General features: G+C 58.7%; 21 protein-coding genes, 6 tRNA genes and 3 pseudogenes. 18 read left to right on the plus strand and 12 right to left on the minus strand.

The annotated features are described in order from the left end of the window. The first annotated feature begins 36 nt into the window (after positions 1-36). The 6 genes from clpB (at position 37) to ACZ889_RS07230 (ending at position 3,406) form a co-directional block, all read left to right on the plus strand. Entirely contained in the window at positions 37-2,601 is a 2,565-nt protein-coding gene (gene clpB, locus ACZ889_RS07205) for an ATP-dependent chaperone ClpB (RefSeq protein ID WP_010951887.1), read from the plus strand. Between the two features lie 362 nt (positions 2,602-2,963). After that, positions 2,964-3,039: transfer RNA gene (locus ACZ889_RS07210), tRNA-Asn, on the plus strand. A gap of 4 nt (positions 3,040-3,043) precedes the next feature. Beyond that, a tRNA-Pro gene (locus ACZ889_RS07215) sits at positions 3,044-3,120 on the plus strand. A gap of 6 nt (positions 3,121-3,126) precedes the next feature. Further along, positions 3,127-3,202, plus strand: a tRNA-Lys gene (locus ACZ889_RS07220). Positions 3,203-3,248: 46 nt separating this feature from the next. Then, positions 3,249-3,325 (plus strand) — tRNA-Pro (locus ACZ889_RS07225). Between the two features lie 5 nt (positions 3,326-3,330). Continuing rightward, positions 3,331-3,406 (plus strand) — tRNA-Lys (locus ACZ889_RS07230). 191 nt (positions 3,407-3,597) lie between these two features. Here the strand turns inward: ACZ889_RS07230 and ACZ889_RS07235 are convergent. From ACZ889_RS07235 to ACZ889_RS07250, 4 genes are all read right to left on the minus strand, one after another. Next, complete coding sequence (locus ACZ889_RS07235; protein WP_003247549.1) at positions 3,598-4,893, minus strand: NAD(P)/FAD-dependent oxidoreductase; 1,296 nt, start codon at positions 4,891-4,893, stop codon at positions 3,598-3,600. A gap of 84 nt (positions 4,894-4,977) precedes the next feature. After that, entirely contained in the window at positions 4,978-5,151 is a 174-nt protein-coding gene (locus tag ACZ889_RS07240) for a DUF3094 domain-containing protein (protein WP_008091951.1), read from the minus strand. Positions 5,152-5,283: 132 nt separating this feature from the next. Beyond that, positions 5,284-5,913 carry a DUF1780 domain-containing protein gene (locus tag ACZ889_RS07245; protein ID WP_003247546.1) on the minus strand — a complete coding sequence of 210 codons (630 nt, stop codon included), beginning with the start codon at positions 5,911-5,913 and terminating at the stop codon, positions 5,284-5,286. Positions 5,914-5,968: 55 nt separating this feature from the next. Then, positions 5,969-6,400: a hypothetical protein gene (locus ACZ889_RS07250; protein WP_012051128.1), complete on the minus strand. Its 432-nt coding sequence runs from the start codon at positions 6,398-6,400 to the stop codon at positions 5,969-5,971. A gap of 86 nt (positions 6,401-6,486) precedes the next feature. On the opposite strand from ACZ889_RS07250, the gene ACZ889_RS07255 reads away from it, so the two are divergent. After that, entirely contained in the window at positions 6,487-7,194 is a 708-nt protein-coding gene (locus tag ACZ889_RS07255) for an energy-coupling factor ABC transporter permease (RefSeq protein ID WP_476257272.1), read from the plus strand. A 187-nt stretch (positions 7,195-7,381) separates the two neighbouring features. On the opposite strand, the gene yacG is transcribed toward ACZ889_RS07255, so the two are convergent. The 4 genes from yacG to ACZ889_RS07275 are packed head-to-tail and all read right to left on the minus strand — an operon-like array spanning position 7,382 to position 10,279. Further along, the gene (yacG, locus tag ACZ889_RS07260; protein ID WP_003247540.1) at positions 7,382-7,582 is read right to left on the minus strand and encodes a DNA gyrase inhibitor YacG; all 201 of its coding nucleotides are present in this window, start codon (positions 7,580-7,582) and stop codon (positions 7,382-7,384) included. After that, positions 7,579-8,202 (minus strand): dephospho-CoA kinase, encoded by a 624-nt coding sequence (coaE, locus tag ACZ889_RS07265; protein ID WP_004575721.1) that lies wholly within the window; start codon positions 8,200-8,202, stop codon positions 7,579-7,581. The genes yacG and coaE overlap by 4 nt, the downstream gene beginning before the upstream one ends. Beyond that, positions 8,202-9,068 (minus strand): prepilin peptidase, encoded by an 867-nt coding sequence (locus ACZ889_RS07270; RefSeq protein ID WP_318075734.1) that lies wholly within the window; start codon positions 9,066-9,068, stop codon positions 8,202-8,204. Before ACZ889_RS07270 ends, coaE begins: the two co-directional genes overlap by 1 nt. Positions 9,069-9,070: 2 nt before the next feature. Further along, positions 9,071-10,279 (minus strand): type II secretion system F family protein, encoded by a 1,209-nt coding sequence (locus ACZ889_RS07275; protein WP_476257273.1) that lies wholly within the window; start codon positions 10,277-10,279, stop codon positions 9,071-9,073. A gap of 216 nt (positions 10,280-10,495) precedes the next feature. On the opposite strand from ACZ889_RS07275, the gene ACZ889_RS07280 reads away from it, so the two are divergent. From ACZ889_RS07280 to ACZ889_RS07315, 8 genes and pseudogenes are all read left to right on the plus strand, one after another. Continuing rightward, positions 10,496-10,906, plus strand: coding sequence for a pilin (locus tag ACZ889_RS07280; protein WP_012051131.1), 411 nt, complete (start codon positions 10,496-10,498; stop codon positions 10,904-10,906). A 71-nt stretch (positions 10,907-10,977) separates the two neighbouring features. Then, positions 10,978-11,053, plus strand: a tRNA-Thr gene (locus tag ACZ889_RS07285). Positions 11,054-11,304: 251 nt separating this feature from the next. Continuing rightward, a pseudogene (locus ACZ889_RS07290) lies at positions 11,305-11,463 on the plus strand (Fic family protein); the annotation flags it as partial. A gap of 118 nt (positions 11,464-11,581) precedes the next feature. Beyond that, a complete protein-coding gene (locus tag ACZ889_RS07295) occupies positions 11,582-12,982 on the plus strand; it encodes a PAAR domain-containing protein (protein ID WP_476257274.1) in 1,401 nt (466 codons plus the stop codon). Further along, positions 12,975-13,364, plus strand: a complete 390-nt coding sequence (locus ACZ889_RS07300; protein WP_180688882.1) for a hypothetical protein — start codon at positions 12,975-12,977, stop codon at positions 13,362-13,364. The genes ACZ889_RS07295 and ACZ889_RS07300 overlap by 8 nt, the downstream gene beginning before the upstream one ends. Before the next feature lie 692 nt (positions 13,365-14,056). Beyond that, entirely contained in the window at positions 14,057-14,458 is a 402-nt protein-coding gene (locus ACZ889_RS07305) for a HipA domain-containing protein (protein ID WP_257645188.1), read from the plus strand. Beyond that, positions 14,455-14,925, plus strand: a complete 471-nt coding sequence (locus tag ACZ889_RS07310; protein WP_180688881.1) for a helix-turn-helix domain-containing protein — start codon at positions 14,455-14,457, stop codon at positions 14,923-14,925. Before ACZ889_RS07305 ends, ACZ889_RS07310 begins: the two co-directional genes overlap by 4 nt. A 467-nt stretch (positions 14,926-15,392) precedes the next feature. Further along, a pseudogene (locus ACZ889_RS07315) lies at positions 15,393-15,559 on the plus strand (integrase domain-containing protein); the annotation flags it as partial. 169 nt (positions 15,560-15,728) lie between these two features. On the opposite strand, the gene ACZ889_RS07320 reads toward ACZ889_RS07315, so the two are convergent. The 3 genes and pseudogenes from ACZ889_RS07320 to ACZ889_RS07330 all read right to left on the minus strand — a co-directional run. Next, a complete protein-coding gene (locus ACZ889_RS07320; protein WP_156747531.1) occupies positions 15,729-16,193 on the minus strand; it encodes a hypothetical protein in 465 nt (154 codons plus the stop codon). 44 nt (positions 16,194-16,237) lie between these two features. Continuing rightward, entirely contained in the window at positions 16,238-17,059 is an 822-nt protein-coding gene (locus ACZ889_RS07325; RefSeq protein WP_180688880.1) for a hypothetical protein, read from the minus strand. Between the two features lie 125 nt (positions 17,060-17,184). Next, positions 17,185-17,429: pseudogene (locus ACZ889_RS07330) on the minus strand (IS3 family transposase); the annotation flags it as partial. Between the two features lie 209 nt (positions 17,430-17,638). Between ACZ889_RS07330 and ACZ889_RS07335 the strand changes: the two are divergent. Both ACZ889_RS07335 and ACZ889_RS07340 read left to right on the plus strand, forming a co-directional pair. Then, complete coding sequence (locus ACZ889_RS07335; RefSeq protein WP_064615052.1) at positions 17,639-17,878, plus strand: DUF2188 domain-containing protein; 240 nt, start codon at positions 17,639-17,641, stop codon at positions 17,876-17,878. 587 nt (positions 17,879-18,465) lie between these two features. Continuing rightward, a complete protein-coding gene (locus tag ACZ889_RS07340; protein ID WP_180688879.1) occupies positions 18,466-18,693 on the plus strand; it encodes a hypothetical protein in 228 nt (75 codons plus the stop codon). 64 nt (positions 18,694-18,757) lie between these two features. Here ACZ889_RS07340 and ACZ889_RS07345 read toward each other — a convergent pair whose 3' ends face one another. Beyond that, complete coding sequence (locus ACZ889_RS07345; RefSeq protein ID WP_076402542.1) at positions 18,758-20,143, minus strand: GntP family permease; 1,386 nt, start codon at positions 20,141-20,143, stop codon at positions 18,758-18,760. Positions 20,144-20,573: 430 nt separating this feature from the next. Here ACZ889_RS07345 and ACZ889_RS07350 point away from each other — a divergent pair, with 430 nt between their 5' ends. Beyond that, entirely contained in the window at positions 20,574-21,503 is a 930-nt protein-coding gene (locus ACZ889_RS07350) for a malate dehydrogenase (RefSeq protein WP_180688878.1), read from the plus strand. Positions 21,504-21,598: the final 95 nt, after the last annotated feature.

Genomic DNA, 21,598 nt, shown 5'->3' on the forward strand with positions numbered 1-21,598 from the left:
CATCGCTCCGACCTGCCCTTTAAAGGAAGGTACACCATGCGAATAGACCGTTTAACCAGCAAGCTGCAACTTGCAATATCCGATGCCCAGTCTTTGGCCGTTGGCATGGACCACCCTGCCATCGAGCCCGTGCACCTGTTACAGGCGCTGCTCGAACAGCAGGGCGGTTCCATCAAGCCGCTGCTGATGCAGGTAGGCTTCGACATCAATGGCCTGCGCCAGGGGCTGGTGAAAGAGCTCGACCAACTGCCAAAAATACAGAACCCTACCGGCGACGTGAACATGTCGCAGGACTTGGCACGCCTGCTTAACCAGGCAGACCGCCTGGCACAGCAGAAGGGCGACCAGTTCATTTCCAGCGAGCTTGTGCTGTTGGCCGCCATGGACGAAAACAGCAAGCTCGGCAAGCTGCTGCTGAGCCAAGGCGTGAGCAAGAAAGCGCTGGAAAATGCCATCAACAACCTGCGTGGCGGCGCGGCAGTGAATGACGCCAACGCCGAGGAATCGCGCCAGGCGCTGGACAAATACACCGTCGACCTGACCAAGCGTGCCGAAGAGGGCAAGCTGGACCCGGTCATTGGCCGTGACGATGAAATCCGCCGTACCGTGCAGGTGCTGCAACGCCGTACCAAGAACAACCCGGTGCTGATCGGTGAGCCTGGCGTGGGTAAAACCGCCATTGCCGAAGGCCTGGCCCAGCGCATCATCAATGGTGAAGTGCCCGACGGCCTCAAAGGCAAGCGGCTGCTGGCGCTGGACATGGGCGCGCTGATTGCCGGTGCCAAGTACCGCGGTGAGTTCGAAGAGCGCTTGAAAAGCCTGCTGAACGAACTGTCCAAGCAGGAAGGCCAGATCATCCTGTTCATTGACGAACTGCACACCATGGTCGGCGCCGGCAAAGGCGAGGGTGCCATGGACGCCGGCAACATGCTCAAGCCGGCCCTGGCCCGCGGCGAGCTGCATTGCGTAGGTGCCACCACGCTGAACGAGTACCGCCAGTTCATCGAGAAGGACGCCGCCCTGGAGCGCCGTTTCCAGAAGGTGCTGGTCGAGGAGCCGAGCGAGGAAGACACCATCGCCATCCTGCGTGGCCTGAAAGAGCGCTATGAAGTGCACCACAAGGTGGCCATCACCGACGGTGCAATCATCGCTGCGGCCAAGCTCAGCCACCGCTACATCACCGACCGCCAGCTGCCGGACAAGGCCATTGACCTGATCGACGAAGCGGCCAGCCGCATCCGCATGGAGATTGACTCCAAGCCGGAAGTGCTCGACCGCCTTGATCGCCGCCTGATCCAGCTGAAGGTGGAGTCGCAGGCGCTGAAGAAAGAAGAAGACGAAGCGGCGAAAAAGCGCTTGGAGAAGCTGACCGAGGAAATCGAGCGGCTGGAGCGTGAGTATTCCGACCTGGAAGAAATCTGGGCTTCGGAGAAAGCTGAAGTGCAGGGCTCGGCGCAGATCCAGCAAAAGATCGAGCAGTCTCGCCAGGAGCTGGAAGCCGCCCGTCGCAAAGGCGACCTGAACCGCATGGCCGAACTGCAGTACGGGGTGATCCCGGACCTGGAGCGCAGCCTGCAGATGGTCGACCAGCACGGCAAGACCGACAACCAGTTGCTGCGCAACAAGGTCACCGAGGAAGAAATTGCCGAAGTGGTGTCGAAGTGGACCGGCATTCCTGTGGCCAAGATGCTCGAAGGCGAGCGTGAGAAGCTGCTGAAGATGGAAGAGCTGCTGCACCAGCGCGTGATTGGCCAGAGCGAGGCGGTAACCGCCGTAGCCAACGCCGTACGCCGCTCACGTGCCGGGCTGTCCGACCCGAACCGGCCAAGTGGTTCGTTCCTGTTCCTCGGCCCGACCGGTGTGGGCAAGACCGAACTGTGCAAGGCGCTGGCCGAGTTCCTGTTCGATACCGAAGAGGCGATGGTGCGCATCGACATGTCCGAATTCATGGAGAAGCACTCCGTAGCGCGCCTGATCGGTGCACCACCAGGCTATGTAGGGTATGAAGAGGGCGGTTACCTGACCGAGGCCGTGCGGCGCAAGCCTTACTCGGTGGTGCTGCTGGACGAGGTGGAAAAAGCCCACCCGGATGTGTTCAACGTGCTGTTGCAGGTGCTGGAAGACGGCCGCCTGACCGACAGCCACGGGCGCACTGTGGACTTCCGCAACACCGTGATCGTGATGACTTCCAACCTGGGCTCTGCGCAGATTCAGGAACTGGTGGGTGACCGCGAGGCACAGCGTGCGGCGGTGATGGATGCGGTGGGGGCGCACTTCCGTCCCGAGTTCATCAACCGCATCGACGAAGTGGTGGTGTTCGAGCCATTGGGCCGCGAGCAGATTGCCGGTATTACCGAAATCCAACTCGGCCGCCTGCGCAGCCGCCTGCTGGAGCGCGAACTGTCGCTGAGCCTGAGCCCAGAGGCGTTGGACAAGCTGATTGCCGTGGGTTACGACCCGGTGTACGGCGCGCGGCCGCTGAAGCGGGCGATCCAGCGCTGGATCGAGAACCCGCTGGCGCAGCTGATTCTGGCCGGCAAGTTCCTGCCCGGCACGGCGATCACCGCCAAGGTGGAAGGCGACGAAATCGTCTTTGGCTGATTGTGTTGCACCATGAGCCCCGCGTTTGCGGGGCTTTTTTTACCCGTTGCCAATGCCGGCACAGCCCAGCTATTTCGGGCCTTTGCGCCAATCCGGGGTAACCGCCTGAAATTTTTGAAATTTTTGCTTGCATCAAATTTAGAGTGCCCCTAATATACGCCGCGTTGTCAGGCACTAAGCGAATCACCAGCAACATCGGTGATCGCAAAACAACTTACAAATCAGTAAGTTGAATGAAAAAAAGTGGTTGACAAGCAAAACGAAGAATGTAGAATAGCCGGCCTCAGCAGCGACAACGCGAAAGCGAAGAAGCTAAAGAGTCCGAAGCGAACACAGTCTTCGGAGTTGTACCGAAGTTCAGTTCCGCGATAGCTCAGTCGGTAGAGCAAATGACTGTTAATCATTGGGTCCCTGGTTCGAGTCCAGGTCGCGGAGCCAATCTCGGGGTGTAGCGCAGTCCGGTAGCGCGCCTGCTTTGGGAGCAGGATGTCAGGAGTTCGAATCCCCTCACCCCGACCATTTTCCGGGTCGTTAGCTCAGTTGGTAGAGCAGTTGGCTTTTAACCAATTGGTCGTAGGTTCGAATCCTACACGACCCACCATGTAGAAAAGGGCATCTCAAAGAGATGCCCTTTTTTTTGAAACACTCGGGGTGTAGCGCAGTCCGGTAGCGCGCCTGCTTTGGGAGCAGGATGTCAGGAGTTCGAATCCCCTCACCCCGACCATTTTTGGGTCGTTAGCTCAGTTGGTAGAGCAGTTGGCTTTTAACCAATTGGTCGTAGGTTCGAATCCTACACGACCCACCATGAACAAAGGGCATCTCGCATGAGATGCCCTTTTTCTTTTGCCTCGAATAATGCGCCCATCGGTGCAAATCCCACCTGCATCTATTTGCCACACCGCCCCTTTGTAGGAGCGGGTTCACCCGCGAATGCGGCAGTGCAGCCACCATCGCATTCACAGGTAAACCCGCGCCTACAGGGCATGGGGGCGCCTGTTAGTGCAACTTCAGGCGCGGCTCAGTACCCCGGCCAATCTTGCTGCCCAGCATCATCAACGCCGTGCGGAAGAACCCGTACAGCGCCATCTGGTGCATGCGGTACAGCGACACATAGAACATCCGCGCCAGCCAGCCTTCCAGCTTCACGCTGCCCATCAGGTTACCCATCAGGTTGCCCACCGCCGAGAAGCGCGACAGCGACACCAGCGAGCCATAGTCCTTGTACTCGTACGTCGGCAGGGCCTTGTTCTCCAGGCGCGCCTTCAGGCTTTGCGCCAGCATCGAAGCCTGCTGGTGCGCCGCCTGTGCGCGCGGCGGCACGTTGCGGTCGCTGCCAGGCTGCGGGCAGGCGGCGCAGTCACCGAAGGCGAAGATGTTGTCGTCGCGGGTGGTTTGCAGGGTAGGGCGCACCACCAGCTGGTTGATGCGGTTGGTTTCCAGGCCATCGATGTCCTTGAGGAAACCTGGCGCCCGGATACCGGCTGCCCACACTTTCAGGCTGGCCTGGATCACTTCACCGTCCTTGGTTTTCAGGCCGTCCTCGGTTACTTCACTGACTGCGGCGTTGGTCATCACCTTCACCCCGAGTTTTTCCAGGGTTTTGTGAACCGGTACGCTGATGCGCTCCGGCAGCGCGGGCAGAACGCGCGGGCCCGCCTCGATAAGGGTGATGTGCATGTCCTTGGGCTGGATGCGGTCCAGGCCATAGGCCGCCAGCTCGTGGGCAGCGTGGTGCAGCTCGGCCGCCAGCTCTACACCGGTGGCACCGGCGCCGACAATGGCTACGCTGATTTTCTCGCTGGCCACGTCGCCGGCGTGGGCACGCAGGTAGTGGTTCAGCAGTTGCTGGTGGAAACGCTCGGCCTGCTTGCGGGTATCCAGGAACAGGCAGTGCTGCGCTGCGCCCAGGGTGCCGAAGTCGTTGGTGTTGGAGCCCACGGCAATCACCAGGGTGTCGTAGCCCAGGGTGCGCGCAGGCAGCAGCTCGCGGCCCTCTTCGTCGAGGGTGGCAGCCAGTTGAATCTGCTTGCCTTCACGGTCCAGGCCGCTCATGCGCCCCAGCTGGAAATTGAAGTGGTTCCACTTGGCCTGAGCCACGTAGTTCAGTTCGTCTTCCGAGGAGTTCAGCGAGCCGGCGGCCACTTCGTGCAGCAGTGGCTTCCAGATGTGCGTGAGGTTGGTGTCCACCAGGGTGATTTCGGCCTGCTTGCGCTTGCCCAGGCTTTTACCCAGGCGGGTCGCCAGTTCCAGGCCGCCGGCGCCGCCGCCGACAATCACGATGCGATGAGTCATGGGAATATCTCATAAGGTTTACGGAATTCGTGGCCCTGGGGGCCGGCCGCAAACTGCACGAGGGGAGGGCGAGCGCGAAGCAGCTCATAGCACCAGTCCACTCAGCAGGCGGCTGATCAGACCCAACCCGATGGTCACGGCCAGCACCAGCACAAGGAGCAGCCACGGCCGGAAGGGCCTGCGCTCGACTTGGTGCTGGGGGGCTCGCAGATACTCATCGACACGACGCTGATCTTCCGGGTTCAGGCGACTGGTCATGGTGGGCCTCGTCAGGTAGACGTTTGTGACTGCGCAAACGCTACAGCGTTCGCGCAGGCGCTTGAAACAAATGATAATGCTTTCTATCCCTGGCGCCGAGTGTACGCCATCGCAAACAGTCGCTGCACTGGATCAAAGACTGATGCCTACGTCGAAGACGATGCTGCGGCCCAGGTTGCCGCGCAGGAAATCCGGCGCATCGGGGTGGGCAAACAGTACCCGGGCAAAGGTTGGCCCGACCAGCGACAGCGAACGCCAGCCTTGGCGCAGGTATTCGGTAGGCGGCGGGAAGTGGGTGTTGAGGTCGAGCACTTCGCGCTTGAGGCTGGAGAACGCGATGATGTCCAGCTCGTTCAGCTCCAGCCCGCGTTCCCGGTAATTGTGCGCCTTCTTGCGCAAGGTGGGCGCCAGGCGCCCCAGCAGTTCGGTGGCACTGATGCGCCGCGGGCGTGCTTCGCGGCGTACCAGTTGCGCCAGGGAAAACGCACTGCGCCGCCGCTGCAGCTCCTCGCGCCATTCATCGTTCAGCCGGCGGCCCTCGTCGAGCACGAAAAACACCTCGAAGGCGGCGTCGCGGAACAGCACGTCTGGTGGCTCCTGCCCCGCCGGGGTGAAGTCCTCGCTGCGGTAGGGAATGTTCAGCCCCTGCAACAGGCGCTGGCACACCCAACGCTCCCGCTCCCACTTACGGGCGTTGGAGAGAAAGGCATTGGCTTGTTCGGCCTGGATGGTAAGCAGGCGCAGGTAGTCTGAGTCATCCATGCAGACAAGCTTAGCCGCTAATCGATGACGGTAAGATGCTGTTTAAGCGTGAAAATCAGCCCAGCACCGGCCACTGCTGCACCAGCCCGACCAGATGCACCACGCCAAAGCCCAGGCAGATCAGCGAACTGACCACGATAAAACGCTGCGAACGCCCGGTGCCCGCCAGCAATCCTGGCCCCAGCAGGCCGCGTAGCAAGTACACCAGGGTGATCAGGCAAATGACTGGCAGCAGCAAGGGCAGCCGCCCGATCGCCCCGGCAGCCGACAGCGCATAGGCCGACCAGGCCAGCAACACGCAGGCGATGGCGGCAGTAATCAGCGCCGGGTAGCAGCGGCCCTTTTCGGCGGCCACCGCCATGCGCTCACCGGCCCCGAACAAACGGTACCAACGCGGCCCCACGGCGATGATGGCCAGGTGAAGTACGCCGATGATGGCGTTGAGTGCCGCTGCCAGTAGCAGGGCGGGGTTGGTTCCTTCCAGCATGACCAATGCTTCCTGCATCGAACGGAAGCGTCAGCCTACCGCAGCCGAAGGAATGGGAGAATGGGTGTAGACTCGGTTTTATCCACATGGCCGCAAAGGGTATTTTTCAGGTGATCAGCGCGCAGGTGTTATCCGGCACCACCCTTACCCTTGGCTGGCTGGGTTATGTGCCGTTGTTGATCTGGGCGGTGAGCCGGGTTCGCTGGGTTGAACTGTTTACCGACCGGCGCCGCCAGCATTTGCTGTTTGGCACGGTGTTCTGCCTGTTTGCGCTGTGGCTGGTGCGGCGCGACTTTGATACCGGGGTGTCGTACCACTTTATTGGCATGACGGCGGTTACCCTGTTGCTGGACTGGCCGCTGGCGGTGCTGGGTGGCTTCATGGCCCAGCTTGGCTTGCTGGCGCTTGGGCGACAAGATCTGGCGGCGTTGGGGGTGAACGGCTTGTTGCTGATTGGTTTGCCGGTGCTGATTACCGAGGTGTGCGCGATAGTGGTCGAGCGCGCCCAGCCGCGAAACCTGTTCGTTTATATCTTCTGTTCGGGGTTCTTCCCGGCAGCGCTGACCGTGCTGATTTGCGTCCCCGCAGCGCTAGGGGTGTTGTGGCTGGACGGGCGTTTTGCCCTGCCGGAGTGGCTCAGCGACTTTGTGGGCTACCTGTGGCTGATGATGTTCCCCGAGGCGTTCATCAACGGCATGGTGATCAGTGCGCTGGTGGTGTTTTGCCCCGAGTGGCTGGAAACCTTCAACCGCACACGGTATTTGCAGGCGCCCTGGAAGGAAGATGAGCGGTGATCATGCGGCGGCTCTGCCATCACATCTAAAACCTGACGCGGTCTCTGTGGGAGCGGCCTTGTGTCGCGAAAGGGCTGCGAAGCAGCCCCAGATTCGGTGGTAACTCAAAAAATGCCGGGGCTGCTTCGCAGCCCTTTCGCGACACAAGGCCGCTCCCACAGGCCGGCACAGCCGCCCTGCAATCAGCTCAATGCCGCGGCTCCAGGTCCCCCGAATACAGCTCATCTTCGGACCCTTCCGACCCCGCAATCTTGTGCTCCTCGGCTGCCCAGGCGCCCAGGTCGATCAGCTTGCAACGGTCCGAACAAAACGGTCGGAACGCGTTTTTTTCGCTCCATTCCACAGGCGCGCCGCAAGTCGGGCAATCGACGGTCAATGGCTGGCTCATGGCTGGCCTCCTTTCAAAGTCAGGTAAAAGTGGTGCAGGCGGTCAATCTGCTCATGCAGCGCGGCCAGGCCGCCGTCATTGACCACCACATCATCGGCATGGCGCAGGCGATCCTCACGGGCCAACTGCGCCTGCAAAATGGCCTGCACGTGCTCGGCACTGGTGTTGTCCCGCGCCAGGGTTCGGGCTATTTGCAGGTCCTGCGGCGCATCGATCACCAGCACACGTTGGGTCTTGTGGTGCTGGCCCGATTCGATCAGCAGCGGCGACACATAGACCGCATAAGGCGACTGCGCCTTGGCCAGATAGCTGAAAATCTCCTGACCGATCAGCGGGTGCAGCAGTTGCTCCAGCCATTTGCGTTGGGCCGGGTCGGCGAATATCAGCTGGCGCAGGGCGGCACGATCGAGCTGGCCGTCGCCCTGCAGCACGCCCGGGCCGAAGCGCTCGACGATGCTGGCCAGGGCCGGGCGACCAGGTTCGACAACCCAGCGCGCCGCCTGGTCGGCATCGACCAGGTGCACGCCAAGCTCGACAAAGCGCTCGGCAGCGGCACTTTTGCCGCTACCAATGCCGCCGGTCAGGCCGAGAATCCAGGGGGTAAAGGCCGCAGTGGTCATCAGTATCCAAGCAGTTGCATGTATGAGGCGTATATTTCATCACCCCAGAGCACGGCAATCCACCCCGCAATTGCCAGATAAGGGCCAAACGGGATTGCCGTGCCCAAGGCATGCCGGCGAAAACGCAGCAGGCACAGACCAACAAGCGCCCCCACCACCGACGACAACAGCAGCGTCAACGGCAGCACCTGCCACCCCCCCCACGCCCCGATCAGCGCCATCAGCTTGAAATCGCCATAGCCCATGCCTTCCTTGCCGGTGACCAGCCTGAACACCCAGTACACCGTCCACAGGCTGAGGTACCCGGCCACTGCGCCCCACAGGGCATCGGCCAGGGGCACATGGATGCCAAAGGCATTGACGATCAGCCCTAGCCACATGGTCGGCAGCACCAGCACATCCGGCAGCAACTGGTGGTCCGCATCGATCAGGCTCAGCGCCAGCAGGCACCAGGTCAGCGGCAACGCCAGCAACGCTTCTACCGAAGCGCCGAAGCGCCAGGCCACTACCAGCGACAGCAGCGCGCTGGCCACTTCCACTACCGGGTAACGCAGGCTGATGCGGTTTTTGCAGGACGAACAGCGCCCGCCCAAGGCCAGGTAGCTGATGACCGGAATGTTCTCCCACGCACGAATCCGGTGCGCGCAGTGTGGGCACCGGGAGGCGGGCAGGCACAGGTCGAAACGCGCGTGCTGCGTGGTCGGCAGCCCCAACACCTCTTGCGCCTCACGCTGCCATTGGCGCTCCAGCATGATCGGCAGGCGATACACCAGCACGTTGATAAAGCTGCCCACCAGCAGGCCGAGCACCGTGGCAAGGGTGAGGAAATACGCTGGCTGTTCAACCAGCAAAGCCCATAAAGTCATGTTCAGATCAAACTACCCAACTGGAAGATCGGCAGGTACATCGCCACCACCAGGCCACCCACCAGCAAGCCCAGGATCAGCACGATGGCCGGCTCCAGCAGGCTGGTCAACTGGTCCAGCGCCTGGCTGACCTGTTCCTCGTAATGGCTGGCGGCTTTTTCCAGCATCTGGTCCAGCGTGCCGCTGGATTCACCGATGGCCGTCAACTGCACCAGCAAGGGGGGAAACAGCGGTTCACCGGCCATCGCCTGGTTCAACCCTTGCCCATTGGCCATGCCTTGGCGTAGCCGCAACACCGCCTGCTCGTGCAGGTCGCCACCCGTTACCCGCGCCACCGTACCCAGCGCATCCAGCAGCGGCACCCCGGCGCCGTAGGACGTTGCCAGGCTGCGCGCAAACCGCGCCAGCGCGGCCTGCCCCAGCAACTTGCCAAACACGGGCAAGCCCAGCACCCGCCGAGATATCCACAGGCGCGCTGGCGCGTGCTGCCGGTAAAGCTGGCGCACGGCAACACCCAGCATTAAGCCCATCACCAGCAGCAGCGGCGCAAAACGGCTCAGCCCTGTGGACAAGTTGATCACCCATTGGGTAAATGCCGGCAACGCCGCGCCCATGCCCGAGAACATGCTCTCGAATTTAGGAATCACCTCCAGCAACAAGATCGCCGACACCCCCAGCCCGGTCAGCAACAGCAGCAGCGGGTAGATCATCGCCTTGCGCACCTTCTTGTGCAGCACCCGGCGCTGTTCCAGCATGCCGGCCAGCTGCTCCAGCTGCCGGTCGAGCGTACCGGACTGCTCGCCCACCCGTACCAAGTTGCAATACAGCGCATCGAACCATGCCGGGTGACGCTGCAACGCATCCGCCAACCCCAGGCCCGAGGCCACATCCTGTTTCAATCTTTCCAGCAACGCCGCCTGCGCCGCATCGCAACCACTGCGGCCCATCACCTCGAACGCTTGCAGCAGCGGCACGCCGGCCTTGAGCAACGTCGCCAACTGCCGGCTAAACCCCGCCGGGTCGACCTTTTCGCGCCGCTTTGGCAAGCTGAACGCCAGCCCGCTGGCCGGCCGCAAACTCGCCACCGTGATGCCCTGGCGAATCAGCCCGGCGCGCACATAAGCCGGGCTGCGCCCGGGTGTTTGGCCGCTGACCGGCGTGCCATTGGCGTCGGTGCCGTGCCAGCGGTAGAGAAGTGAAGATGAAGTCATGCAAAGGTCCTTGTTCAGCCCCGGCGACAAGCCTGGAAACAGCTTGCCGCGTCCATGCAAGGGCACGCGTCCGTGATGCTCACTAGAGTAGTTCAGCGAAGATGACGCCCGTGCGGGCAGGGGTGACAAAAGGTGTCTGTTCAGGCCTACTGCGCCGCTGCCGGTTGGGGCGCAACTGACCTCAATGTGTAAGCGAATCAAAAAGGAACTACGTTCATGAAAGGGCAACGCGGTATCACCCTGATCGAACTGATGATCGTCGTCGCGATCATCGGCATTCTGGCGACCATCGCCTTACCGATGTACACCAACCACCAGGCACGCTCCAAGGCCGCGGCCGGGTTGCTGGAGATCAGCGCGCTGAAGACGGCGATGGATCTGCGGCTGAATGATGGAAAGGATGTAGCGGATGTCGCCGCCCTGGGTGGCCAGCCGGCGACGGCGCATTGTGCGATCACGGCCAGCGGCAAGGCCGCAGATGGTAGCGGCAGCATTGTCTGCACCCTGGTGGATGCGCCTGCCAACGCGCTGGGCAAGGCCCTGACCCTGACGCGTTCGGCCAGCGGCTGGGCGTGCACGACCGACATCGAGGAAGACCTGGCGCCCAAAGGGTGCAAGGGGGCTTGAGGGCAGAGCAATAAACCAGCGGAAACAGGGGTTTGCGTTACGGGTGTGAGCAGTGGTACGTTGCGCTACACGCCGGTGTAGCTCAGTCGGTAGAGCAGCGCACTCGTAACGCGAAGGTCGCAGGTTCGATTCCTGTCTCCGGCACCAGAATCAGTTGGCCTATGGCGATTTCTCGCTACTTGGCACCAATAGAAGCCCGCCTTGTGCGGGTTTTTTTGTTCCCGCTTTTTTTCCCACGGATCTGCGTGTTTTTGACGTAACGGTTCGCAGTTTTCCACTTAGGGTTGGACGTATTTTTAGATAATGGTTAGCTGTCGATCAGGTTTTGGCCAGTGTTTACGGGGTGAGAACCGAAATTTTTCTAGATAATGATTTTCCCGTTTAGAGAAAATTTTGAGATGCCCCAGTTTTCTCACCGCGACCTGCAGCTACTGAACCCGTCCTTCGACTCGCCGCTGGTTGCCGTTCTGGCCGAGCTCGAATTTCTGCGCAGGCTGAGGCTGGAAGGGGACGACGGCTTTTTTCAGACAGAGTCTAGTTCTCAAACCGTTAGGTCGTGCCTAGTCCTAAATCCGCGTTGCTCGTAGGAATCGTCTCGTTAGCTGCTCGAGGCCTCATTTGCCCCTTCTTAGCTGTTAGGTTCTTTCGCTCCTACAGTTCGCAAGGGACTCTGAAATGCGCGTCAGTCTGGATGGGCTTGGCCAAGCAGTAGACGGTGATGTAACCACCACAGGTGCGATTTGCATCGCCACCGGGGAAGGTTACCTCGACGAGGGACGAATGGTCCTGAGGATGGGAGATCCCACCACACCTTGTCCACTTTGCGGGCTGGAAGGAAAGGTCGTCGAAGGGGTGTGGCACTTCATCTCGGATGGCCAGCCAGTCGCGATGGATGGCGCGTTAGTTGATTGCGGTTGCCCAGAGGGTAGCAACCGGGTGGTGGCGCCTTTAGGGGAAATGCCCCCGCCGCGGCTGCCGGTTGCCGTACGCACTAGCCTCAAACCCGCTGGCTCTGGGAGCTCTAGCGCTTTGGCAGGGGCTTCGCCCGCCATGGTTGGCGGGTTGCCTGGGCAGATGCAGCCGGGATTCTATGTGGTGCCCCGGAGCATGTCGTTCCCGCAGATTCTGTTGGAGCTGGCTAGCCATGATTCGACCTTGCCCATTTCGTACCTGCAACGCCTGAACCCGACTTTCGAGCAGGGGTTCAAGGCAGGGGAAATCTTCGTCATCGGCGATCCGGATAACGGTTATGCCTGCACCCAGGAGGAGGGCCAACTCATGGCGGCCGCCGAGCGCGCGCGACGTTCCTTGGCTGTACTCGATTTTGCCGAGTCAGATTTCATGATGGAGTATCAGGCTGAAATTGCCGGACTGCTTAGTGACGCCAGTCTCTCCATGGGTGTGGGTAAGGACATGATGGACCACGGCCTCCGGCAGCTTCGCAGCACACTTGGCAACATCGAGCGTTTGCATCAGCAAGAATTTCTGCGCCATGGCCATCTGAATAGTCCATCGTTCTTCGCCGAACGACGGCTGTTATTGGAGCAGCTAGATGGTCAGCTGAAGGCGACTTTTCTAAATAAACATCTGAATCTTGGGGCCTACGAGCGGCTGAAGAAAAGCTTGAATATCTCGACCAAGAGCCTTGTGCATCATTGGTCAAAAGCCGGTGGGCCAGGGCAGATTCCTGGGTACGCCACATACTTGGACAAAGTGGCGAAGCTTAGTAAGTACCTTCGGTATGGTGGGCATGTCGGAATTGGCTTAGGTGGTACATCTTCCTATCTGAAAGTCCAAGAGGCCTGCTGTGCAGGGGAAACCGAAGTCTGCAAAAAAATTCGTTTGTCTGAGGCAGGTGCTTTCGCTGGGGGGCTGGCGGGAGGGATCGTGGGTGGCAAGATTGCTGGGATCACTGCGCTCGCTGTATGTGGGGTGTTCTCTGCTGGTACCGCGGGTTTCGGGGCGCCGGTATGTGGCATTGCGCTGGTCGGGGGAGGGGCTTTTGCTGGGAGCATCGCCGGTGCGGAGGGCGGTGAGCAAATGGGCGAGCTGATCTACGAATCACATTATGACTGAGTTCGAGAGTTGGCCCGTGTGGCTGAAGTGGATAATGCTGGCGTGTCCGTTCGTGATCGCGTTGGCCGGTTGTGCGGTCAGTGCATTCATCGCGGGTACAAGAAATTTCACTGTTGCAACCTCGGCTATCCAAAGTCATCCCGGCCTGGAGCAAATGAAACTGTTTTTGGGCACGCGGCGCTTTGGCGCTCGGTGGCTGCTGATAACGTTTCTTTGTGGAATACTCATTTGGCCTGGCGTACATATGCGCCGAGGGCATCTGGACATCGAAGAACTAGAAAACTTCCCTGCAAAACTTAAGTTGGCTCTACAGGTATCCACGTGGCTGACGGCCTTTGGCTTCGCTTGGATGTGGGTGACCTATGGATTCATCAAGGAGTGAACGTTGATGCCACGGCGGTCGTAGCTCTCACTGGATCCTTCGCAAGTCCCGATTCGATTCCACTGAAAGCCATAAATAGCTGATTTTTTTTTAGATACCCTATGAGGTACGTCTATAAATCCACCAAATTCCAGCCCCGTGAAAACCGGGCCCTGACGCCCTACAACCGTCCGTCTGTCTCCGCACCAGACAATTTGGCCGATGGTGATTTTTGCTATCGGGCCATCAATGTAAGCCAGCCTAATGCGGGCTTTCTTATGCCTGTCTTTTCTCATCAGGCCTGCAAACCTCGGACTTAGCCGTTCCACCCCCCTGTAGGAGCGGGTTTACCCGCGAACACGGGCGAAGCCCGTGCCATCCACCACCTACCCAGCGCAATTAAACATAGTCCTATAACCCAAAGGCCGAGTCACATGCAGTTCCTGCTTCCCAGGCGCAGTAACGACCTGTAGCACCCACCGGCGCGCTGTGAATGCATAATCGGTAGTGTGGTGCCGGTTTGCCCGCACTTAAGCTTTTAATCGGCAAAATATTGCCGGTTCCTGCCGTGCGCACTAGTTTAATCGGCATTCAAATGCTGATTAATGGTGTCGCGATGCCGCTCAGACTCACGATCCGGGCTTCTCCGATGGCGCATGGCGCGAGGCAGCGACACTCTCGGTTGAGAACCCCGAGCGTGTTGCTGATGGAAGCTGCCTTGTCGCCTACGACGACTACATCATCGCGATCTGCTGAACCGCATTCTAGGGAGCACCGATAACCACGGCCGCAACACCTGCATCATGCGTGTGGGTGGGAGGTTTCGTTTGGCGCCAATCTATGACCTCGCGCCAACGATCCTGGATGAAGAGGGCATCACACGGACGACGAAGTGGGCGGCGGAGCGCAAGCGGTCTTCTAATTGGCGCGACAACTGCGCTGAGCTTGTTGGTTACACTGATCCCGATGTCCTGCTGCAACGGTTGATGCATGCGGCTGAGGCATTCAGGGCGTTGCCCGATCTGTTGACCGATGCGCCTGAATCGATGCGCAATGCAGCCTCTCTACCTGTGAATAACCTGGATAAACGACTCGTGGAGTGGGGACTGCGATGAAAAAACTACAGCCTGAAGAGCGCGCCCAGCTCGTAGAGGATATCGTCAAGCGCAACGCGGCGGGGTTCGATCCAATTGGGACATCCATCCGCCGTCTGCGGCTCGAAGTCACCGGGCTTGATCAAAAGACCTTCGCGGCCATGTGCAAGATGTCCACGAAAAGCCTGTACGAACTGGAAAGCGGGAAGTCGAATCCGAAGCTCAGCACTTTGGAGGCCGTGCTGCGTCTCTTTGGCGTGCGGATGGGTATGGTGATGACTGCCAAAGATAAGCCCACTGCAACGCTCGTCGGCAACAATGTCGGTCCGTTGAAGGCTGGTGGGCCAAACGCTGTGGCCGCGCCGCTGGCCAGTTCCTACGTGGTGGCCGGACCGAAACGAGGGAAAAGCCCTGCGGCAGCCAAAGCGAAGAAGGCAGTGTCGAGGCCGACATCGCCACGGGCACGGAAAAGCAGTCAGGAACAGTGAGATTGATGTGGGATGCAAATGAAGTCTCATCCCATTTTCCTCTTACTGATCGGTTGCGGTATTAAGTCTGGTTGCTCGCAGTGGTTCTGAACCACGACGGCTTCATGCTTGTAACGATCATGGGCGCTCGTGCGCTAAACACACCGTATCTCGCTGCCCTGCAGGAACCTATTCGCTTGGTCGACTATTGCGCCAACCTGTGCCTGTCTCTTTCTCTGGAAAGAGACGGGCACTTCTAGCACTGCTGCAGCCCTTATCGCATTTGGGTTTGCGGCAACTCCCCTCGTGACATCGGCGTGACAAACGCCGATGTCACCAGCAATAGCGCTCTAGATGATGGTGCCGCAGACCAAGGAATGGATTGCACCTGACTGACAGTCAGGCATGCCCCGGTCATCGCATTGCTGCTTGCGCCCGCCTCAGAATCTCGCGGCACAGGTCTTGTCATCCAATGCAGCCTCCACCCGCCCACCGGTAACGGCGCTCAAAAGGCCGTGTTGAGCGACTATGCGGCGTATCTACGCGACTTAGAAGATTCGGTGGCCTTGCTGTCAGCACCGCGCCAAACCGACTATCCAGCGTCAGCAGGACCATGGCCGCACTTCGCGGTGATCAATACCTGAAGTTGGCCAGTCATGAGGCGGGTGGCGGTGTGTCGTTTAAACTGAAACTGTGGAGCAGGTGATAGTTAATTAGGCTTCATGGGTTTGAAAAAACGCTCCAGCATCCAGAGCGGTGCCTGTCAATTTTTTGTTTGGCGAAGTGGTCGAAGAAGGCTTCCTATTTTGGCGAGTTTCCAATACTCAAAGCGCATCTTGCTCACTTTGCTCTTGGCTCTCCCCGTCAGCTTCATCTTGAGTGCGTACCCAACTCCCGGAGAACATCGCAGAAACGCCGCAATACTCGCTTGGCATGGACGACGTAATTTCTGCTATTGACCTTTTAAACACGACATCAAAAGTTTCATCAGTGACTTTTTTATTTTCATCTACCACTCGCATCGTTGTGGATACCTCACCATTGGATTCGATTCTGGCTACAGTATTTTCCATAGCCCATACATCACATTCATGATGAGTGCTCGTATCTACGGTCTGAATGTGGACTGCGATGGGTTGTACTGGGGTGCCATGTGCAAATTCGTTTGCAACAAGCATTCTCCCGGCGTATCCACCTTCTTGGTATGAGAAGTAGGTGAACGGCTCGGAAAATGCCAGCGTAGAAAAACTTGAAATTGCCGCGATGGTAAGACATTTAAATAGTTTCACAGAGGTTCCTTTTTATAGATGCTGTATAGGTCGAATTTAAATTACTATAGGGATTTAAATGTCATTTTATGGCTTAGGTCAAAAATCAGTGGGTCAATGACTATGTTTCTTGTATTAGGGTCGCCGATGACTTGCCCTTTAGCTATAAAGTAAATGCCTTCTACCTTCACCCTTTTTCCATTCAGTGCTTTGAATGTTTCGGCCTCGTCACCGTCAACGCCAGCGACTTGTGCTATTCCGATGCCGTACTGTTCGCCTCGTCGTGCTTCCCATTCAAAATACAACCAGTCTTTCCAAGGTCCGACACCTATCTTTACTTGACCTATAAACCTTCCGTTCTCTCGTCGGTATTCCTCTGTGCCCGGTATCAAATATCCCGGGGTTGCGTTTATTACATAGTCAAAATTAGTTATTGGAAAATCTATGGCAACATCTTTCGCATACGCTATTGTTCTTTCTGAAACAGCATTGGCTTTGATGAATGCATCAGCGATAGCAGCATTCTTCAGGCCGTCAGCATATACAGTGAGATTTAGTTTTTGCGAGAATAAGATATTTGGCTTGCCCGCACTCCCACCAGATGGACCTCCGGATTTGAAATACGCATATAGAGTTTCGTCCAAACTATAGCCGGCTTTTGCGAAAGCTTTGTTCATATATTTAGCGTAAACATATGACTGTTCCGGTGTCGGGAATACGGATTGTGCTACTTTAGACATATCACGTTTAAAGTCTTCCTCATAATGAGCTCTGAATATGTTTGCCACTTCTTGCGCCCCAGAAATTGTCAAGGGAGCGGCTGGCAAAGCGGCATGGGTCAATGAACATAGCAGCGTGAAACAGAGCGTCAAACAGAGTCTGAGCATATCTAATTTCCTTATCAGTATTCAGTTAATGGTTTTTATAAGTGGTATTTTATTGCGAGTAAGTTCATGTTTGAATCGCCCCTGGTTTTCTAGGCACTCTCCAAGCTCAGAAAATGGCGTTTCTCCTACTCTGCTGGCGACAGCTGCATAGCGCTGCTGTGTCGGCGTTCAGGATTATAAAACATCTCGATGGAATCGAAAATATCACTACGGACTTCGGCACGTGTTGCGTAGATCTTTCGTCGGATCCGCTCCCGCTTCAAAAGCTGGAAAAGCTCTCGGCTACGGCACTATTATGGCAGTTTCCTCGGTGGCTCATGCTGCTGATCACATTGTTGGCCTTCAGGAAGCTTTGCCAATCTGAGTTACTGAGGTGTCTAGGAAACCAGGGGCGATTCATGAGTCGTTACGTGAAGTGTTAGGTCTGAATGCTAAAGCTCAGCAATCCGCTGACTTCCGGACTTGAGACCAGAAATAAGTGTGCTGATTAAAACTTATACGACTAAAGTTTAGTACAGCGAGCAGGCAAAAGGTCATTTTCTGGTCTATATGAGAGGACCCCATCATAGGAGCTTCATCATGAGCAAACCTCAAGACCGCACCATTTCCCAGCGCCCAGATGGAAAGTGGGAGAACAAGCGGAACGATTCTGACCGCGCTTCAAGCGTCCACGATACACAGGCCGAGGCTCAGCAGGCCGCACGAGAAATGCTACAAAACCAGGGTGGTGGTGAGATGACGACTAAAGGGCGCGACGGACAATTCCGAGCCAAGGACACCATCAAGCCGGGTAATGATCCACGTAATATCAAAGGCTGAGGTATTGGCCCCTAAGAGGTGGAGAGTCCAGCTACGTTGAAGTCGAAACCACGGCTGCTCTGGCAGATTAGCGAATAATCCTTAGCAGATTGCTATAGGCGCAGAAGTCGCTGGTTTTTACGGGTTGTCATCCAATTCGGCGCGATTCATACGTCATTCGTAGACGTTTCCTACAAGTTATCCTATTGCCCGACCAACCAATGTGAGGCTAAATCTCTCCGTCACGGTAAATCCCGTGACCGGGCGTAGGAACCCGTTGGTAAACTTGGCGCACGCACTAGGCGCCCCTGCACCACAGCTGGCGCTTTTTTTGCGTCTGCCGTGCTGTGTCATGGCGGCTGTGTGTGGGCAGGCTTCGGCCTGGCCGGGTTTCCAAGTTTCCCGGTATTCCTACCCCGCACACAGCTGCCACCCAATCCCGTAGGAAGGATCGTGGCAGCTCCAACTAAAACTTGGAGCCTCATGCATGCTTATCTCAAGTCCAAGCAGGATCCTCGCATCCGTTCTCCCCCGCCGTTCCGCTACGGCCCTCAGCTGCTTCACCCTCAACCAACTCCGCTTCGTCTCCACCCAACCGGAGGCCCGCCATGTCTGACCAAGAACGCCTCTCCACCATCCAAAGCTACGCCTGGACCCTAGAACTGCTAGGCGAGGCCCTGGTCCAGCACGACGAAGTGCTCGAGTGCGAACACAACCCGCGGCTGAGCTTTCGCAACACGGCCGGTATCCATCAGGCGATCCGGATCATCAGCCGGTTGGCCAGTGAGCAGTGTGGGAAGGTAATGGAACGAAGCGAGCAGGATCTGCAGCGTTAGGCCAGATCGTTGCTCGAGGGTGGGGCCAGATTGGGGCTGCTGCGCAGCCCCCGTTGACTCGAGTTCAACCTATGGTGATGGCCGCATTCAACATCAACACCACCATCAGCCCGACCACCGCCACAATGGATTGCACCACCGAGATGGTCTTGGTGGCTTCGCCCATGGTCATGCCAAAGGATTCTTTCACCATCCAGAAGCCTGCATGGTTCGCATAGTTGAAGAACAGCGAACCGCAGCCGATGGACAGGGCCAGCAAAGGCAGGTTGAGGCTGGGGTCTGCACCTGCCAGCGGTGCCAGCAAGCCGGCAGCCCCTACAATACCGACCGTGGCGGAACCGGTAGACACCGAGAGCAACATCGCGATCAGCCACCCCAGAATCAGGGGAGGGAAGGCAGATTGCTGGGTCAGGTGCACAATGGCATCGCCAACCTTGGCGCTGGTCAGCATTTCCTGAAAGGCACCGCCACCGGCAATGATCATGATGATCGAGGCAATCGGCTTGAGGCTTTTGCCCAGTGCATCGCGCAGCTGTTCGGCGTCGCCGCCGCGCGCAAGCACCAGGCTGGCGCCGGCGAACAGCACGCCCAGCAGCATGGCGATCAGCGGGTTGCCCAGGAAGCTGGCCATCTCCAGCAGCGTATTGCCTTTGGGCAGCAGCATCTCGGCGACGGCATGCACCAGCATCAGGATGGCCGGCAGCAATGCGGCCAGCATGCCGACCATTACCCCGGGGCGGGGTTGGCCATCGGCTTTTTCAGCCAGTGTGAACTGGTCCAGCAAGGCCTGATCGGGCCGCGTGGTCATGCGCGGTGAAATGAACATGCCGTACAGCGGGCCGCCCAGGATCATTGCCGGAATGGCGGCAAGGAAGCCATAGAGCATGGTGGGCCCGACCGAGGTCTTGAGCACGGCAATGGCGGTCAGGGGGCCTGGGTGCGGCGGTACCATGCCGTGCATGGCGGCAAGCGCCGAAATGACCGGCACACCTACATACACATACGCCGAGCCTTTGAAGCGCGCCTTGCTTTCCAGTTTGCGCGCCACGCTGAATATCAGCGGCAGCATGATCACCAGGCCGACTTCGAAAAACATGGGGATGCCAATGACGAAGGCAACCAGCATCATGGCCCAAGGGATCATGCGGTCGGAGGTGCGCTTGAGGATGACATCCGCGACCTGCTCCGTGACGCCTGCGTCTGCCAGGATCTTGCCGAGCATTGCACCCAGCGCAATCACCACCCCCACTGCGCCCAGTGTCTTGCCGGCACCGGTGAGCAGGTGAGCGACGATGCTGCCTGGCGCCATATGCGTCGCGAAGCCCACGCCAATGGACACCACCAGCAAGGCCAGCAGCGGGTGCATCTTCAGGCGCGAAACGATGAGCGCCACCAGCACCAGAACACTGGCCAATGCCGTCAGTAATAGCTGTATATCTAAGGGAGTCATTCAAGGAGTCTCGGTTGGGCTGGCGCTCGGCTGCACTCAGGGTTTGAAGGCGTGACGGGCGTTTCCACGGGGCATGCAGGTGGCTGCCGTTGGGGCTGCTGCTACGGTTTCGAGGAAGGGAACGCGGCTTTGCGCTAGCTGCCGCTCACAGGCGGCCGCCTGGTAACGGAAGACGGGCAGCAGGGGGGCGTGGCGCTAAGGCCGGTGGGCGGCGGTATGGCGACGGGGCACATGGGCAGCATGTTCATCGATTGATTCACCTTGTTGTATGGTCATCTATATGAATCTGGCCAAAGTATTTGCGCTGCCGTGGAATACTGTCAAGTGAAGGTCGTCGCATCATCTTGGGTGGCCATTTAGCCCCGGCAGGCAATACTTCTCTCTATACGCAGGCGTGTTCCTGGTGGCGCGCGCCGCTGGGAGGTGTCTGGTGAACAAATTAACGATTGTGGGTGCCGGCCTGGTCGGCGAGGCGGCGGCGCAGATCATCGCCCGGGATGAGTTGTGCCGTGAGCTGGTGTTGATGGACGTGCAGGGTGAACTGGCGCAGGGCAAGGCGCTGGACGTTTGGCAGGCGGCTGTGGATTCAGGTTCCGATACCCATGTTCACGGCGGGGCCAAGGCCGAGATGCTGGAGGGTTCCGAGCTGGTGGTGATCACGGCGGGCGTGCCGCGCAAGCCCGGCCAGTCGCGCCAGGATGTATTGAGTACCAACCTGCCAATCCTCGACAGCATCATGGCGGATATCAAGCACCACGCGCCGACAGCGACCGTGCTGGTGGTGTCCAACCCGGTCGATGTGCTCACCTATCGCGCCTGGAGCGTCAGCGGGCAGGGGCGCGACAAGGTGTTTGGGCAGGCGGGGGTGCTGGATACCGCGCGCATGAAGTGTTTTATCGCTGAGCAAACCGGGTTTTCTGCACGGGATATCACGGCGCTGGTGCTGGGCGGGCATGGCGACAGCATGGTGCCGCTGATGCGCTACTGCCAGATCGGCTCGGTGCCGCTGTCGCACTTCCTGTCCAGCGAGCAGATCGAACAGATTGTCGAGCGCACCCGTAAGGGCGGCGGCGAGATTCTGGGGCTCAAGAAGATGGGGAGCGCCTGCGATGCACCGGGCGTGGCCATTGCGCAGATGGTCGATGCGATCGCCAATGGGCGGAACCGTATTTTGCCGGCGGTGGCGATTCTCGAGGGCGAGTATGGGCGAACGGATATCGCCATGGGTGTGCCCTGCGTACTGGCAGAGAAGGGGCTTGCGCGGATTATCGAGTTGCCGCTGGATGCGCAGGAACAGGCGATGTTCGACCACTCTGCAGATCAGGTGGCGCGGGATATTGCAGAGATGAAGGCGTTGTAGGGCTTGAAGCGTCATGCATCGGGTGTGGCGGCTCGGGCAGTGGGGAACACTTTGCCTCCGTACCTGTCACACCCGTTCATTGGGGTTCAGACCCA

This window comes from Pseudomonas sp. TE3895, assembly GCF_056278855.1.

What these genes read in the sequence shown, in the direction of transcription:
- clpB (WP_010951887.1), top strand. Translation starts at nt 37, where the DNA reads ATGCGAATAGACCGTTTAACCAGCAAGCTGCAACTTGCAATATCCGAT.
- ACZ889_RS07235 (WP_003247549.1), bottom strand. Translation starts at nt 4,893, where the DNA reads ATGACTCATCGCATCGTGATTGTCGGCGGCGGCGCCGGCGGCCTGGAA.
- ACZ889_RS07240 (WP_008091951.1), bottom strand. Translation starts at nt 5,151, where the DNA reads ATGACCAGTCGCCTGAACCCGGAAGATCAGCGTCGTGTCGATGAGTAT.
- ACZ889_RS07245 (WP_003247546.1), bottom strand. Translation starts at nt 5,913, where the DNA reads ATGGATGACTCAGACTACCTGCGCCTGCTTACCATCCAGGCCGAACAA.
- ACZ889_RS07250 (WP_012051128.1), bottom strand. Translation starts at nt 6,400, where the DNA reads ATGCTGGAAGGAACCAACCCCGCCCTGCTACTGGCAGCGGCACTCAAC.
- ACZ889_RS07255 (WP_476257272.1), top strand. Translation starts at nt 6,487, where the DNA reads ATGGCCGCAAAGGGTATTTTTCAGGTGATCAGCGCGCAGGTGTTATCC.
- yacG (WP_003247540.1), bottom strand. Translation starts at nt 7,582, where the DNA reads ATGAGCCAGCCATTGACCGTCGATTGCCCGACTTGCGGCGCGCCTGTG.
- coaE (WP_004575721.1), bottom strand. Translation starts at nt 8,202, where the DNA reads ATGACCACTGCGGCCTTTACCCCCTGGATTCTCGGCCTGACCGGCGGC.
- ACZ889_RS07270 (WP_318075734.1), bottom strand. Translation starts at nt 9,068, where the DNA reads ATGACTTTATGGGCTTTGCTGGTTGAACAGCCAGCGTATTTCCTCACC.
- ACZ889_RS07275 (WP_476257273.1), bottom strand. Translation starts at nt 10,279, where the DNA reads ATGACTTCATCTTCACTTCTCTACCGCTGGCACGGCACCGACGCCAAT.
- ACZ889_RS07280 (WP_012051131.1), top strand. Translation starts at nt 10,496, where the DNA reads ATGAAAGGGCAACGCGGTATCACCCTGATCGAACTGATGATCGTCGTC.
- ACZ889_RS07295 (WP_476257274.1), top strand. Translation starts at nt 11,582, where the DNA reads ATGCGCGTCAGTCTGGATGGGCTTGGCCAAGCAGTAGACGGTGATGTA.
- ACZ889_RS07300 (WP_180688882.1), top strand. Translation starts at nt 12,975, where the DNA reads ATGACTGAGTTCGAGAGTTGGCCCGTGTGGCTGAAGTGGATAATGCTG.
- ACZ889_RS07310 (WP_180688881.1), top strand. Translation starts at nt 14,455, where the DNA reads ATGAAAAAACTACAGCCTGAAGAGCGCGCCCAGCTCGTAGAGGATATC.
- ACZ889_RS07325 (WP_180688880.1), bottom strand. Translation starts at nt 17,059, where the DNA reads ATGCTCAGACTCTGTTTGACGCTCTGTTTCACGCTGCTATGTTCATTG.
- ACZ889_RS07335 (WP_064615052.1), top strand. Translation starts at nt 17,639, where the DNA reads ATGAGCAAACCTCAAGACCGCACCATTTCCCAGCGCCCAGATGGAAAG.
- ACZ889_RS07340 (WP_180688879.1), top strand. Translation starts at nt 18,466, where the DNA reads ATGTCTGACCAAGAACGCCTCTCCACCATCCAAAGCTACGCCTGGACC.
- ACZ889_RS07345 (WP_076402542.1), bottom strand. Translation starts at nt 20,143, where the DNA reads ATGACTCCCTTAGATATACAGCTATTACTGACGGCATTGGCCAGTGTT.